We start from the raw sequence: 13,792 nt of genomic DNA, 5'->3' as shown, positions 1-13,792 counted from the left end.
ATTTCGTTGGGGCATGATCTTTTCCGAAAACCGGACTCCACTTTTCGAGATCATGCCCTCGCCGGCTGCTTCAAGCGGCCGTAGGTCGCATAGGGGTTATCGATCATGACCTTGCGTACGAGGTCGGGGGAGAGCCCTTCGGGCAACGCCAAATCGCCATCGAACTGCCAATGCGGATAATCGGTCGAGAATAGGAGCAATTCGTCGGACTGCATATGGTCGAACAGGCGATTTAATGTCGCTGCGTCCGGCGGCGCGTCGACCGGCTGCAGCGAAAAGCGGATATTGCTGCGCACAATCTCCAGCGGCGCGCGATCGACCCACGGCGTTTCCATGCGGATGCCACGCCAGAACTTGTGCAGCCGCCACAGGAACGGCGGCAGCCAAGTAAAACCGCTTTCCAGCATCACCATCTTCAGGCGAGGATGCCGTGCGAACACGCCCTCGACGATCAGGCTGGTCAACTGGGTCTGGAACGCCTGCGCCTGGGCGACGTAATCCTCGATGTGGTAGGAGCCCCAGCCCACTGATGTCGGCGGATTGTGATAGGCGCTGCCGGCGTGGATGCCGACGGCGAGACCCAGCCGCTCGGCGGCGGCGTAGATCGGCCAGTAGGCGCGCTTGCCGAGGGGATTGTCTCCCATCACCAGCATCAGCACCTGGACGAAACGCGGGTCTTTGGCACAGCGCTCGATCTCGGCGACGGACTTTTCGATACTCTGCACCGGGATCACGATCGAGCCGCGCAGCCGCGCATCCCTGTCGAGCCATTCCTTCACCAGCCAGTCGTTCAGCGCCCGGCAGAACGCATCCGCCATGTCCTCGGAAAACACCATCTGCACGCCGTAGAGCGGATTGCAGATGCCGAACGCGGTGCCGAACGGGTCGAGCGCCTGCGCCTGCATATCCGCCAGGTTCGAGCCCGGCTTGCCCTGGGCCGGCCGCCAGTCCGGCCGCGATGATATCGGCGAATTGGCAGGGTAAGACTGCGAGACAAGGTCGGTCATGCCGCGCGTGGTGACCTGGTCGCGCCAGTAATCGTTTAGATAGGGCAGCAGGCTGGTCAGATGAGGCAGGGCGGGATGCAGATCGCAATCCACGCCGCCGGGAATCGTCGACGTCATGAGCTCAAGATTTCCTCGTTCTCCGCGACGTTGCGCGTGGTCCTAACATAGGGCGCGCCGGCCTCGCCGTCCATCGGCGGGGCCCGCCACTACCTATTCGGCACCCATGCAATCCTGTGCTAGGACATCGGAAATCGCCGCGAGGGAACTGCCGTGAACAGGGTGAGAATAGCCGTCGTTGCAACCGTGATGACGGTGGCCGGGCCGGCATGGGCGCAAACCCCGCCGGCCGCTCCTCCGCCGCCGCCGGACTTCTCCGGGGTCCAAATCAAGACCACCGACCTCGGCGACCACGTCTATATGCTGGAGGGCCAGGGCGGCAACATCACCGTGGCGGTGGCCAAGGACGGCATCATCATGGTCGACGGCGAGTTCGCGCCGCTGCATGACAAGATCAGGGCCGCGATTGCCACCGTCTCGAACCAGCCGATCAAATATCTCATCAACACCCATTTCCACGGCGACCACACCGGCGGCAACGAACCGTTTGCCAAGGACGGCGTCATCATCGTCGCCCATGACAACGTCAAGAAGCGGCTTGCAGCCGGAACCACCAACGGCCTGACCGGCGTCAAGACACCGCCCGCACCGGAGGCCGCGCTGCCCTCGAAAACCTACACCGGCAGCCTCAAGATCCGGCTGCCGGGCCGCGTCGCCTACCTCAAGCATATCGCCAACGCCCATACCGACGGCGACACCTATGTCTGGTTCAAGACCTCCAACGTGCTGTCGACCGGCGACACCTTTACCAACGGCCGCTATCCCAACATCGACTTCGCCAACGGCGGCAACATCAAGGGCATGATCGCCGCGGCCGACACCTACTTGAAAATGACCAACGACAAGAGCCGGATCGTGCCGGGCCACGGATCGATCGCCGACAAGGCCGCGCTGATGGAATACCGCACCATGCTGGTCACCGCGCGCGACCGCATGGAAAAGCTCGTCAAGGACGGCAAGAGCGAGGACGACGTCATCGCCGCAAAGCCGTTCGCCGACCTCGATGCCAAATGGGCGATGAGCGGACTCGCGAGCAGAAATTTCATTCGCGTGGTCTATCATTCGCTCGCCGACAAGCCGGACACCGAGCGGCCATCCCTTAAAAAGCTTTTGCACAGGAGTTGAGACGCGATGAAAGAACTGGTTGCGATCGCCGAACAGGTCGCCGCTCGCCTGGTCGAGCGGCGGCAGACGATTGCGGTGGCGGAATCCTCGACCGGCGGGCTGATCTCGGCATCGCTGCTCGCGGTGCCCGGCGCGTCGGCCTACTTCCTCGGCGGCGGCGTGATCTACACCCGCGACGCGCGGCGCATATTGATGGACATCTCCGATGAAGCGATGAAGGGCATCCGCTCGGCGTCCGAGCCCTACGCCAAATTGCTCGCGAGCCAGATGCGCCGGCGCTTTGCCACCGACTGGGGCCTGTCGGAAACCGGCGCCACGGGTCCGACCGGCAACCGCTATGGCGACGCCGCCGGCCATAGCTGCATGGCGGTCACCGGACCGCAGGAAGAGGTAATGACGCTGGAGACCGGCAGCGCCGACCGACTCGCGAACATGCATGTGTTTGCGTCGACGGCGCTGAAGCTGTTGTTGAAGAATCTGTAGCGGTGACCATCGTCGCCCCGGCGAACGCCGGGGCCCATACGCCGCGGCGGTTATTGTGAAAGACGCTGTTGGACGCCTTTCGCGCTACCGCTACCGCCTGGGATTATGGGTCCCTGCGTTCGCAGGGACGACGGAGATCTTGAGGTCGTCATTGCGAGCGCAGCGAAGCAAATCCATGGTGCAGCAAGGCAAGTGTGGATTGCTTCGTCGCAAACGCTCCTCGCAATGACGAAAGGAGAGGTCGCTGCAAGAGCGAGACCGACAGCGTTTACTGCTTCGCCTGCAGCGAAAGCTTGCCGAGCAGGACGGACAAATCCTCCGTCCGATCCAGCGCCCACAACGCCTTGAGAATTTCGTCGGTCCGTTCCGCCGGCCAGCGCGTGCCGACATTGCCGCGGAATTTGCGTTCCACTTCGGCTCGCGTCATGGGCCGTTCGGCAAAACCCGGCGCGTAGTCCTCCTCGCGCGAGATGCGCCGGCCGTCGGCGAGGATCGCGGTCACGCGAGTGGGAACGGCGGCGCCGATCCTGGCCGTGAGAACGGGGTCCTCGTGGACCGTGATCTTCTGCATGAAGGCGAGGATCTTTGGATCGCCGAACATCGGCGGAGCAAAACTTTCGTTGGTGATATCGCCGTCGAACATCGCGCGCGCCGTGATGTAGGGCAGGCTGTGATCGGCGGTCTCGCGCGTTTTGGGCGCCCATTTTTCGGGCTCGCCGCCGGTGCGTTGCAGGCCGCGGCTCGTGGTAGCGATCTCGATCGCCGCGATGCGGTCGAGCGACCCCACTTCCTTCGCCACTTCGATGGCAGCCACGATCGCGGTCTGGGTATAGATCACGGCGGGATAGGGTTTTATGGCGCATTTGAGGATCCGGAACGGCACGCCGCGCCGGCCGAAGCTGTCGACATCGACGCTGCCGGGTCCGGACACCTGCTTGAAGAAGCCGGACTGTCCCTCGAAGATCGGCGCCGGCCCGGTCAGGCCGCCCCGCGCCAGCAGGGCCGCGAACACCGCATTGCGCGCGGCTTCGGCATCCGCGAATCCCTTCCAGTCCGACAGCGTCTGCACCCTCGTTTGCGCCATCGGGATATGATCGTTGATGGCGAGGTTGACCGCCTGCGTCAGCTTTTGCGGATCGAGCTTCATCAGCTTGCCCGCGGCCAGCGCCACGGCCGGAAGGCTCATCACCGGCGGGTCCCAGCCGCGGGTGGCGATGTCGAGGGCATCGACCAGCCGGCAGTTCACCTCATAGGCGAGCACGATCGCGGTGATCAGATCCCGCGCGCTGGCGCGCTCGGCTTCCGCCACCGCGAGGCATGGCGCGATGTGGTCGCTGGGATGCACGGAAAACCGTCCCGTATAGGTGTCGTTGAAATCGAAGTAGCGGAAGGCGGCGCCATTGGCGAAGGATGCAAGGTCGGGCGTGGTGCGCCTGTCGGTGCCGATGATGGTGGCATTGCCGCCGGCCGCGAGCGCCACCTCGCGGCAGATGCCGACCGGCTTCTCGGCGAAGGCGCCGATGCCGCATCCGATGGTGTCGATGACATGCGTCTTGACCCGCTCGACGGTCGCCTCGTCGATATCGTCATAGCGCAGGCCATCGGCATAGGCGGCGAGCCGTTCCGCGAGCGGATGGACCGGCTGCTCCGAGGCCGGCCGGGCGGGAAGGTTTTGCGCACCCGCAAGCCTTGAAGCCACCGGGACCGCGACAGCGCCTGCCGCCAGCTGCAGAACGGCTCTTCGGGGCAGCTTCATTGGCGTTTCCTCAGTGTCGAACAGTCGTTGACGTAGCCTGGATGGAGCCAATGGCACGACTTCGTCGTCCCTGCGAAAGCAGGGACCCCTACGCCGTGGCGCTTGTTGAGAGAGACGCTGTTTGAAGGCTTTCGCACAACCATTCACGCCTGTGGTTATGAGTCCCCGCGTTCGCAGGGACGACATTGCTCACTTCTCGCGGAAGGCGCGCATCATCTGGTCGTGCAGCGGTTTGATCAGATAGGACAGCATGGTGCGGTCGCCGGTCTGCACAAAGGCTTCGACCGGCATGCCCGGGATCAGCTTGACCTCGCCGAGGCGGGCGACTTCCTCCGGCGGCATCGAGACGCGGATGGTGTAATAGGATGTCCCGGTGCGCTGCTCGGTGGTGACGTCGGGCGACACGCGGCTGACGACGCCGTTCAATTCCGGCGTGGTGCGCTGGTTGAACGCCGACAGCCGCAGCAGCGCCTTCTGGCCGATCTGCAGCTTGTCGATATCCTGCGGATTGACCTTGGCCTCGACCTGCAGGTCGTCGGTCTGCGGCACGATCATCATGATGGCGTCGCCGGCGGTGATCACGCCGCCGACGGTATGCACGGTCGACTGCTCGACCATGCCGTCCTGCGGGGCGCGAATGTCGGTGCGGCGCAACTGGTCTTCCGCGGTGATCTTGCGTTCGACGTACTCGCCGATCTTGTCGTTGGTCTCGCGCAGGTCCTTGGACACGTCGCTGACCATGTCCTTGTCGACCTGGATGATCTGCAGTTCGGTCTCGGTGATCTTGCCCTTGGCCTGCGCCCGCGAGGCGACGAACTGCGCCCGCTCGCCGTTGAGCCTCGCGGCGTCGCGCTCCAGCGTGGTCAGGCGCGTCAGCTGCACCAGATGCTGGTCGTAGAGCTGGCGGACCCCGACCAGTTCCTTTTCCACCAGCGCGATTTCCTGGTCCTTGGCCTTTTCCTGCGCCTCGAGGCCGGCGATTTCCTCGTTCAGCTGGGTGATGCGCTCGTGCAGCTGGGCCTTCTGCCCGACCCTGCCGTTGACGCGCACGTCGAACAATTTGGTCTCGCTCGCCATCAGGCCCTTGACGTCGGGATCGTCGGCGCGATTTAGCAGCTCCTTGGGGAATATGATCTTGTCGATGCCCTGCTGTTCGGCCTGCAGCCGCGCCGCCCGCGCATACGATGCGTCGAGATTCTTGGTGACGATCGCAAGGTTGGCCTTGGTGACGGTGTCGTCGAGCCGCACCACCACGTCGCCGGCTTTCACGGTGTCGCCGTCATGCGCGAGCACTTCGCCGACCACGCCGCCGGTCGGGTGCTGCACCTTCTTGACGTTGGATTCGACCACGATCGATCCCGGCGCGATCAACGCGCCCGAGATCTCCATGGTCGAGGCCCAGCCGCCAAGGCCGCCGGCCAGCAAGACGACGATCGCGAGCCCCACGATCAGATGGGTCCGGATCGATCGCTGCGATCCCTGCAAGTCGTTGTCGCTCATGATTTGGCTACTCCGCCTTCGGAGACGATCTTGATCGGCGAAGGCGGCGCAACCCGCTGCAGCACCTGGCCGAGCACGGTCTCCTTCGGCCCGAACGCCTGCACGCGGCCGTCCTTCAGCACCAGCAGCAGATCGACCCCCTCGATCCCGATCGGCCGGTGCGCCACCACCACGACGATGGCGCCACGCTCGCGCGCGCCGCGAACCGCGCGCGTCAGCGCCTCGTCGCCTTCGGTATCCAGATTGGAGTTCGGCTCGTCGAGCACGATCAGGAACGGATTGCCGTAGACCGCCCGCGCCAGCGCCACGCGCTGCGCCTGGCCGGCCGACAGCGACGTGCCCTGCTCGCCGATCTGGGTGTCATAGCCGTCGCGCATCTTGATGATCATCTCGTGGACGCCGGCCTCTTTCGCCGCCGCGATGATGGGATCGGCCTTGGCCTCGGGATCGAAGCGGCAGATGTTCTGGGCCACGGAGCCTGCGAACAGTTCGACATCCTGCGGCAGATAGCCGACATGGCGTCCGAGCACGTCGGGCGCCCATTGATCGAGCGCCGCGCCGTCGAGCCGGACCTTGCCGCGCGCCGGCATCCAGACGCCGACCAGCGCCCGCACCAGCGACGACTTGCCCGATCCGCTCGGACCGATGATGCCGAGCCCATTGCCGGCGGACAGCGCAAAGGTGACGTCCTGGACGATGATCTTCTGGTCGCCCGGCGGCACGATGGTGACGGCCTCGACCGACAACTGGCTCGACGGGTTCTGCAGCAGCGTCTGCGCGCTGCGCGCCGGCAGCGATTCGAGCAGCCGGTTGAGGCGGTGCCAGCTCTGCCGCGCGGCAACAAAACCTCGCCAATGCGCGATCGCCAGATCGACCGGCGCCAGCGCCCGCGCGCTCAGGATCGAACCGGCGATGATGATGCCCGCGGTGGCCTCCTGGTGAATCACGAGATAGGCGCCGACCGCGAGCACCGCCGACTGCAGAGTCATGCGCAGCACCTTGGCGATGGCGCCCAGCCCGCCGGAGACGTCGCTGGCGCGCTGGTTGCCGGCGAGATATTTCTCGTTGGCTTCGCTCCAGCGCCGGGTCAGTCGCCCGGTCATTCCCATCGCCACCAGCACCTCGGCGTTGCGCCGGCTGGTGGCGGCGAGATCGTTGCGCCGCGCGGCGAGCCCCATCGCCTCGCGCGCCGGCGCCCGCGACAGATATTCGGTGATAACGGTGAGCGTGACCAGGATGATGGCGCCGACCAGCGCGGTCAGGCCGATCATGACATGGAAGGCGAAGCAGATCGCCAGATAGAACGGCAGCCATGGCAGGTCGAAGAACGCGCCCGGCCCCATGCCGGAGAGGAAGGAGCGCACATTGTCGAGGTCGCGCAGCGGCTGCAGGCCCTCATTGCGCGAGCCGACCAGCAGCGGCAGCCGCACGATGGTGTCGAATACCCGCGCGTTGAGGGTTTCGTCGAGCGCGGTTCCGATGCGGCCGAGGATCCGCCCCCGGATCAGGTCGAGCACGCCCTGCGCGGCGTACAATCCGCCGGCCAGGATGGCGAGGCCGACTAGCGTCGGCACGCTGCGGCTGGGAAGCACCCGGTCGTAGACCTCCAGCATGAACAGCGAACCGGTCAGGTACAGCAGGTTGATCATGCAACTCATGCCGCCGACGCCGAGGAACGCGTTGCGGCAAGCGCGCAGCGCATCACCGAGTTCGGAACGCCGGACACCGGAGACGGCTGCCATCTATGCTGATCTCTTCACGAGGGGTGCGTGCCCCCTTGATTCACCGATTCATCTGGGCACGCAATGCCTTATCTTAGCGTTTCTTGCCGGCATCGTCCATTAAGACAGGTTAACCTAAATGGCTCCGGCGAAGGTCGCGGGCGAGCGCGCGGCGCCACAACCGGAACCTAATCGGTTGTCGGAGCTTGTTCTTTCTCCTTGGACCAACCCATCGGGAGAGATCATATGATGCGCCGTGTTATCGGAATTGCCGTTATTGCCGCCGCCATGGCGCTGCCCGCCGTCACGCATGCCCAGGGAGTTCCCGGCGGCATCGAGCGGGGCTCGCGAGAGGGCGAAAGGGCCGCCGGCCCTGTCGGCGCCGTGGTCGGCGGTGTCGTTGGCGGCGTGGTCGGGGGCGTCAACGGCGTCCTTGGCATCGACCAGCGGCCGCGCTTCCGTAGCTACGTGGTCGAACGGCACGTCCCGTCCTACGCCTATCGCGAGGACGTCCGGGTCGGCGCCGTGCTGCCGGATTCGGGCGTAACCTATTATGACGTGCCGCCGGAATATGGCGTGCGGGATTATCGCTACACGGTCGTGAACGACCGCACGGTCCTGGTCGACCCGCGCACGCATCGGATCGTTGAGGTGATCGAGTAAGCGATCATAGTGGACGCTTCTCTCAACCTTTCCCCGCTCAGCGCGGGGAGAGGTTGGCGCCAAGGGGTCGCGCGAATGCGCGCCCGCAGACAGGCTCGCGCCGGGTGAGGGGCGAAGCATATTATCAGATTTGACATCGGACTCGCGGAGAGAGCCCCTCTCCCCGCGAAGAGCGGGGCGAGCGAGCGCACCAGTCCCGTGCTAGAACCGGCCGCCGGTTCGCACCAGCCGTACGATCAGCAGCAGCACGATCGCGCCGATCGCGGAATAGATGATCTCCCGCACCAGGCCGCTGCCGATGGCGATGCCGAGCTTGGGAAACAGCCAGCTGGCGATGAAGGCGCCGGCGATGCCGATCAGAATATCGCCGATGATGCCGAAGCCCGCGCCGCGCACGATCTTGCCGGCCAGCCAGCCCGCCACCAGGCCGACGAATAGAATAACGAGAAGGCCTTCATTGGACATATTCATAACAACAACTCCCCCGGGGTTTTTCACGCTGGCGCAGTTCCGCGCCGCCTTCGACCCTATCCATAATCGACGGATGTGACCATTCCAATTCCGCCGGGGGTCGCGAGGGTCAGGCCGCTGTCACGTCGCGGCAACAGTCCCAATGCATTCCGCCAGGATGCATCTCGCAATGCGGTCGGAGCCGATCTGCACGTTGGGCGGCAGCCGCTCGACGCAGCGCGCTTGCGCAAAGCCGCAGCGCGGCGCGAACGAACAGCTTGACGGCGCGCGATCGAGCGAGGGCGGCGTTCCCGGAATGGTCTCCAGCCGCTGGCCGCGTTTGGCGCCATGCACGGTGGAAGCCAGCAACCCCCGCGCGTAGGGATGAACAGGCGCACGCACGATCTGGCCAAGCCGACCCTGCTCGACGATCTCACCGGCATACATCACCGCGACCCGGTCGCAGATTTCGATGGCGACGCCGATATCGTGGGTGACGAAAATCACCGACATGCCGAACTCGCGCTGCAGCTCGCGCAGCAACAGCAGGATCTGGATCTGCACGGTGGCATCGAGCGCCGTGGTGGGCTCGTCCGCAAGCAGGATTTTCGGCTTGCAGGAAAGCGCCAGCGCGATCATCGCACGCTGCCGCATGCCGCCGGACATTTCGTGCGGGTACGCGTCCAGTCGCCGCCTGGCGGAAGGAATTCGCACCACTTCCAGCATCTCCAGCGCCCGCGCCATCGCATCGGTGTGGCTCTTGCCTTCGTGGCGCATCACGGTTTCGGCGATCTGGGCGCCGATGGGGTAGACCGGATCGAGCGCGAGCGCCGGCTCCTGGAAAATCATCGAGACGGTCTGGCCGCGGAACGCCGACAATTCCTCCTCGTCGAGCGCGAGCACGTCGCGGCCGAGGACCTCGATGCTGCCCGAAATCTGCGTCCGCTTCTTCGGCAATAGCCGCATCAAGGCGCGCAAGGTGACGCTCTTGCCCGAGCCGGACTCGCCGAGCAGGCCGAGTACTTCGCCCTCTCGAAGCGAAAACGAGAGATCGTTCACCGCATAGACGGTTCGATCGCCGGTGAAGCGGATGTTGAGGTTGTTGACCTCGACGAGGCTGGTCAATTCGGCACCCTGTCGTGGAAATCGGTGACGCGCTGGAACGCGGCGCCGATCCGCAGCAGCATGGCCTCGTCGAAGCAGCGGCCGACCAGCTGCATGCCGACCGGAAGACCCTTGCCGGTAAATCCCGACGGGATCGACAGCGACGGCAGGCCGAGATAGTTGATCGGGCGGGTGAAGCGCGTCAGCCGCTGGATGACGGCTTCCGCATCCGGGCTGTTGCCGACGTCGCTCTCGGCAATCGTCGGAGCTGCGACCGGCGCCACCGGCGCGAGCACGGCATCGACGCCCGCGACGGCCGCGTTGTGCGCCGCCAGCGCCGGGCCGCGCCAGCGCATCGCTTCGAGATAGAGAACGCCCGGGATCGCCAGTCCATTCTGCAGGCGCATCAGGACCTGCGCGCCGTAATCGCCGGGGCGCTCGATCAGCCAGCGCTTGTGGAACGCCGCGGCCTCGGTGGCGAGAACCAGCTGGCAGGCCGCGGTGAGCTGGCGCTGGTCCGGCAGTTCGACCGGGACGATATCGGCGCCCTCGCGCTTCAACACCGCGATCGTCTCGTCGAGAATTTTTGCCACTTCCGCATCGAGATCGTCGACATAGAAGGCGGTGGGCACGCCGATGCGAAGGCCTTTTATCGGCTCGCGTATCGCGGCTGCGTAGTCCGGCACCGGTGCCGCGCTCGCGGTCGGATCCTCCGGATCGGCGCCGGCCATCAGGCCGAGCAGCAGCGCGCAATCCTCCGCCGTGCGCGCCAGCGGGCCGACGGTGTCGAGCGATTGCGACAGCGGCATCGCACCGGCGCGGCTGATCCGGCCCCAGGTCACCTTCAATCCGGTGACGCCGCAGAAATGCGCGGGCATCCGGATCGAACCGCCGGTGTCGGAGCCCAGCGCCGCAAAGGTCAGCCGCGCGGCGACCGCCGAACCCGAGCCGGACGACGATCCGCCGGTGATGTGATCGATGGCGAAAGGATTATGCACCGCCCCGTAATGCGCGTTGTGGCCGGTCGGCCCATAGGCGAATTCGGCCATCTGCAGCGAACCGAGCCGGACCGTCCCGGCGTCCTTCAGGCGCTGCAGCGCCGTCGATGTCGTGGTGGCGACGAAATCGCGGCGGATTTTCGAGCCGCAGGTGACGATCCGGCCTTTGTCGTAATACATGTCCTTGTGCGCCAGCGGCACGCCGTGCAGCGCGCCGCCGATCTTGCCCTTTGCCAGTGCCGCATCGGCGGCATCGGCGGCGGCCAGCGCTTCCTCCGCCTCGATCGCCATGAAGGCGTTGAGCCGGGGCTGCCACGCCTTGATGCGGTCGAGACAGGATTGCGTGACCTCGCGTGACGAAACGCGCTTTTGCGCGATCGCCTTCGCGACCTCGGTCAGCGTCAGCAGTGCCGGTTCGGTAGCTGTTTGATGAATATTCATTTGGCGGCCTGCGGGGCTTGCACGAGAAGGAACGTCGCCGGCTCGAGGTCGAACGGCAGCGTGCCGGCGACCGCGGCGAATCCTTCGAACGCGGGCCCGATCGAATTGGCGATGCGCGCGGCGATTTCGGCGCTGACGGGCACGCCCGCGACGTCGGCGATGGCCTTGATTTCCTTCGGTGTCGGTTTCGTCATGCGGCATCCGCTCCCTTTGGCGCGCGGCTGTGGCCTGAGCCGGGAATGGCCATATGGCACGCCGCCTGATGGCCCATTCTATCGAGTGCGGTCAGTTTTGGCGTTACATTTGCGCAGAGCGGCTCCGCGAACGGACAACGGGTGTGAAACCGGCAAGCCCTGGGCGGATCGATCGGATTGGGCGGATCGCCCGAGATCGGCGGCGTCTCGGTCCGGTTGTCGGGATCGGACGACGGCATCGCCGCCAGCAGCGCTTTTGTATAGGGATGCGCCGGCGCGTCCCAGACCCGGTCGACCGGCCCGAGTTCGACTACCTCGCCGAGATACATCACCAGCACGCGGTCGGAAATATAGCGCACCACGTTGAGGTCGTGGCTGATGAACAGGTAGGTCAGCCCGAACTCACGCTTGAGATCGCCGAGCAGATTGAGCACCTGCGCCTCGACCGACTTGTCGAGCGCGGAGACCGCTTCATCTAATATCACCAGCCGCGGCGACAGCGCCAGCGCGCGGGCAATATTGACGCGCTGGCGCTGGCCGCCGGAAATCTCATGCGGGTATCGGTTGGCGAAGGTCTCCGGCCGCAAGCCGACCTTGCCGAGCAGTTCGCGCGCCAGCGCCCGGGCCGCAACATCCGCCATGCCGTGGACCTTCGGGCCGAACGCGATCGATTCCTCGATCGTCAGGCGCGGATTGAGGGAAGCGTAGCTGTCCTGGAACACCATCTGCATGGCGCGGCGAAGTTCCCTAAGTGACAGCGCTCGCCCGACTGACATGCCGTCGTAGATGATGTCGCCGGCATCGCGCTTCATCAGGTGCATCAACAGCCGCGCGGTGGTCGACTTGCCGCAGCCGGATTCGCCGACGATCCCGAGCGTCTCGCCCTTGGCAATGGTGAAGGAAACGTCGTCGACCGCGCGTACCGTCTTGCGCCTGGAGAAGAGATCGCCGCGCACCGGGAAATGTTTCGTCAGCCCTGTGACCTGCAGCAGCGGCTGCGCAGCGCCGCCGCGGTCCTCGATCGGCTCCAGCAATTCGACGCGTGCGGCTGTCTCGATCATGGCGTCAGTTCCGGATGTCCATGGCGCTGCGCATACCGTCGCTCAGGAGGTTGAAGCAGATCGACACCGCAAAGATCATCGCGCCGGGCAGCGCCGCGACCCAGGGGTTGATGTAGATCGCGGTGCGCAACGTGTTGAGCATCAAGCCCCATTCCGGCTCCGGCGGCTTGGTGCCAAGGCCGAGGAATGAAAGTCCGGCCGCCAAAATCATCGACACCGAAATCAGGCCGGTGGCGTAGACGAAAATCGGCCCCAGCACGTTGCCGAGCATGTGCACGCGCATGATGGTGGAGGCGCCGGCGCCCGAGGCGCGCGCCGCCTCGACGAAATCCATGTTGCGCACGCTGGTGGTGACGCTCTCGGAAACGCGGGTGATCTGCGGGACGAAGACGATGGTCAGCGACACGATGGAGTTGACGATGCCGGCGCCAAGCGCGCCCGAGATCGCGATCGCGAGCAGCACCGAGGGGAAAGCGTAAAACACGTCGATCGTGCGCATGATCGCGGTGTTGACCTTGCCGCCGACGTAACCGGCGATGAGGCCGAGTGACGTGCCGATCACGAAGGCAAGGATGACAGGAAGAATGCCAATGATCAGCGACAGGCGCCCGCCATAGATCAGGCGGGCCAGCATGTCGCGGCCAAGCTCGTCGGTACCGAGCGGATAGCCCACGGTACCGATGTGGCGCAGCCGGCGGATCATCGAGCCCTGATAGGGATCGGCAAGTCCGAGCCATGGTGCACAGATCGCGGAAAGGAAGATCGCGATCAGGACAAGCGCGCACACCATGCTGATCTTGTCGCGGACGATACGCCTTGCCACGGTTGCCCAGTATCCCCGCGGCTTGGTCGCGGGGGCCACTTGCAGGACCGCATCGGCTATCGCGCTCATCGCTAGCTCCGCTTGATCCGTGGATCAATCGCCGCCTGCGCGATATCGACCAGCAGATTGAGAATGACGAAGAACATCGCCAGCACCAGGATGGTGCCCTGCAGCAGCGGCAGATCGCGCTGGAAGATCGCGGAGTTGAGCAATAGTCCCGAGCCCGGCCAGGAGAAAACCGTCTCGATCAGGATCGAACCGCCGAGCATGTATCCGAGCTGAAGCCCCATCACCGCCATCGCGGTCGGTGCGGCATTCTTGATGACATGGAGGAAGACGCCCCTCTCGC

The 13,792-nt window shown here is 65.2% G+C and carries 14 protein-coding genes; 3 read left to right on the top strand and 11 right to left on the bottom strand.

Annotated elements, in window-relative coordinates:
• Positions 1-50: 50 nt before the first annotated feature.
• Positions 51-1,124: an amidohydrolase family protein gene (locus VK804_RS21990; RefSeq protein WP_325374150.1), complete on the bottom strand. Its 1,074-nt coding sequence runs from the start codon at positions 1,122-1,124 to the stop codon at positions 51-53.
• A gap of 153 nt (positions 1,125-1,277) precedes the next feature.
• Here VK804_RS21990 and VK804_RS21985 point away from each other — a divergent pair, with 153 nt between their 5' ends.
• Positions 1,278-2,249: an MBL fold metallo-hydrolase gene (locus tag VK804_RS21985; RefSeq protein ID WP_325374148.1), complete on the top strand. Its 972-nt coding sequence runs from the start codon at positions 1,278-1,280 to the stop codon at positions 2,247-2,249.
• A gap of 6 nt (positions 2,250-2,255) precedes the next feature.
• Entirely contained in the window at positions 2,256-2,732 is a 477-nt protein-coding gene (locus VK804_RS21980; protein WP_325374147.1) for a CinA family protein, read from the top strand.
• A 268-nt stretch (positions 2,733-3,000) separates the two neighbouring features.
• Here the strand turns inward: VK804_RS21980 and VK804_RS21975 are convergent, their stop codons facing one another.
• The 3 genes from VK804_RS21975 to VK804_RS21965 form a co-directional block, all read right to left on the bottom strand.
• Entirely contained in the window at positions 3,001-4,488 is a 1,488-nt protein-coding gene (locus tag VK804_RS21975) for an MmgE/PrpD family protein (RefSeq protein WP_325374145.1), read from the bottom strand.
• A 189-nt stretch (positions 4,489-4,677) separates the two neighbouring features.
• Entirely contained in the window at positions 4,678-5,988 is a 1,311-nt protein-coding gene (locus tag VK804_RS21970) for an HlyD family type I secretion periplasmic adaptor subunit (RefSeq protein ID WP_325374144.1), read from the bottom strand.
• Positions 5,985-7,730, bottom strand: coding sequence for a type I secretion system permease/ATPase (locus tag VK804_RS21965; RefSeq protein ID WP_325374142.1), 1,746 nt, complete (start codon positions 7,728-7,730; stop codon positions 5,985-5,987). The genes VK804_RS21970 and VK804_RS21965 overlap by 4 nt, the downstream gene beginning before the upstream one ends.
• A 225-nt stretch (positions 7,731-7,955) precedes the next feature.
• Here VK804_RS21965 and VK804_RS21960 point away from each other — a divergent pair, with 225 nt between their 5' ends.
• Positions 7,956-8,372: a DUF1236 domain-containing protein gene (locus VK804_RS21960; protein WP_325374140.1), complete on the top strand. Its 417-nt coding sequence runs from the start codon at positions 7,956-7,958 to the stop codon at positions 8,370-8,372.
• A 201-nt stretch (positions 8,373-8,573) separates the two neighbouring features.
• Here VK804_RS21960 and VK804_RS21955 read toward each other — a convergent pair whose 3' ends face one another.
• The 7 genes from VK804_RS21955 to VK804_RS21925 form a co-directional block, all read right to left on the bottom strand.
• A complete protein-coding gene (locus VK804_RS21955) occupies positions 8,574-8,843 on the bottom strand; it encodes a GlsB/YeaQ/YmgE family stress response membrane protein (RefSeq protein WP_325374138.1) in 270 nt (89 codons plus the stop codon).
• Between the two features lie 120 nt (positions 8,844-8,963).
• Positions 8,964-9,947 (bottom strand): ABC transporter ATP-binding protein, encoded by a 984-nt coding sequence (locus tag VK804_RS21950; protein ID WP_325374136.1) that lies wholly within the window; start codon positions 9,945-9,947, stop codon positions 8,964-8,966.
• A complete protein-coding gene (locus tag VK804_RS21945; protein WP_325374134.1) occupies positions 9,944-11,365 on the bottom strand; it encodes an amidase in 1,422 nt (473 codons plus the stop codon). The genes VK804_RS21950 and VK804_RS21945 overlap by 4 nt, the downstream gene beginning before the upstream one ends.
• Positions 11,362-11,559, bottom strand: a complete 198-nt coding sequence (locus VK804_RS21940; RefSeq protein ID WP_325374132.1) for a hypothetical protein — start codon at positions 11,557-11,559, stop codon at positions 11,362-11,364. Before VK804_RS21940 ends, VK804_RS21945 begins: the two co-directional genes overlap by 4 nt.
• Positions 11,556-12,620: an oligopeptide/dipeptide ABC transporter ATP-binding protein gene (locus VK804_RS21935; protein ID WP_325374130.1), complete on the bottom strand. Its 1,065-nt coding sequence runs from the start codon at positions 12,618-12,620 to the stop codon at positions 11,556-11,558. The genes VK804_RS21940 and VK804_RS21935 overlap by 4 nt, the downstream gene beginning before the upstream one ends.
• 4 nt (positions 12,621-12,624) lie before the next feature.
• Positions 12,625-13,512 carry an ABC transporter permease gene (locus VK804_RS21930; protein ID WP_325374128.1) on the bottom strand — a complete coding sequence of 296 codons (888 nt, stop codon included), beginning with the start codon at positions 13,510-13,512 and terminating at the stop codon, positions 12,625-12,627.
• A gap of 2 nt (positions 13,513-13,514) precedes the next feature.
• A partial coding sequence (locus tag VK804_RS21925; protein WP_325374126.1) for an ABC transporter permease occupies positions 13,515-13,792 on the bottom strand: 278 nt, incomplete at its 5' end.

It is taken from the genome of Bradyrhizobium sp. (assembly GCF_035484855.1).
Lineage (GTDB): Bacteria > Pseudomonadota > Alphaproteobacteria > Rhizobiales > Xanthobacteraceae > Bradyrhizobium.
The sequence above is the reverse complement of the archived record's forward strand: the minus strand, read 5'-3'. Positions and strand labels throughout refer to the sequence as shown.

What these genes read in the sequence shown, in the direction of transcription:
- VK804_RS21990 (WP_325374150.1), bottom strand. Translation starts at nt 1,124, where the DNA reads ATGACGTCGACGATTCCCGGCGGCGTGGATTGCGATCTGCATCCCGCC.
- VK804_RS21980 (WP_325374147.1), top strand. Translation starts at nt 2,256, where the DNA reads ATGAAAGAACTGGTTGCGATCGCCGAACAGGTCGCCGCTCGCCTGGTC.
- VK804_RS21975 (WP_325374145.1), bottom strand. Translation starts at nt 4,488, where the DNA reads ATGAAGCTGCCCCGAAGAGCCGTTCTGCAGCTGGCGGCAGGCGCTGTC.
- VK804_RS21970 (WP_325374144.1), bottom strand. Translation starts at nt 5,988, where the DNA reads ATGAGCGACAACGACTTGCAGGGATCGCAGCGATCGATCCGGACCCAT.
- VK804_RS21965 (WP_325374142.1), bottom strand. Translation starts at nt 7,730, where the DNA reads ATGGCAGCCGTCTCCGGTGTCCGGCGTTCCGAACTCGGTGATGCGCTG.
- VK804_RS21960 (WP_325374140.1), top strand. Translation starts at nt 7,956, where the DNA reads ATGATGCGCCGTGTTATCGGAATTGCCGTTATTGCCGCCGCCATGGCG.
- VK804_RS21955 (WP_325374138.1), bottom strand. Translation starts at nt 8,843, where the DNA reads ATGAATATGTCCAATGAAGGCCTTCTCGTTATTCTATTCGTCGGCCTG.
- VK804_RS21945 (WP_325374134.1), bottom strand. Translation starts at nt 11,365, where the DNA reads ATGAATATTCATCAAACAGCTACCGAACCGGCACTGCTGACGCTGACC.
- VK804_RS21940 (WP_325374132.1), bottom strand. Translation starts at nt 11,559, where the DNA reads ATGACGAAACCGACACCGAAGGAAATCAAGGCCATCGCCGACGTCGCG.
- VK804_RS21935 (WP_325374130.1), bottom strand. Translation starts at nt 12,620, where the DNA reads ATGATCGAGACAGCCGCACGCGTCGAATTGCTGGAGCCGATCGAGGAC.
- VK804_RS21930 (WP_325374128.1), bottom strand. Translation starts at nt 13,512, where the DNA reads ATGAGCGCGATAGCCGATGCGGTCCTGCAAGTGGCCCCCGCGACCAAG.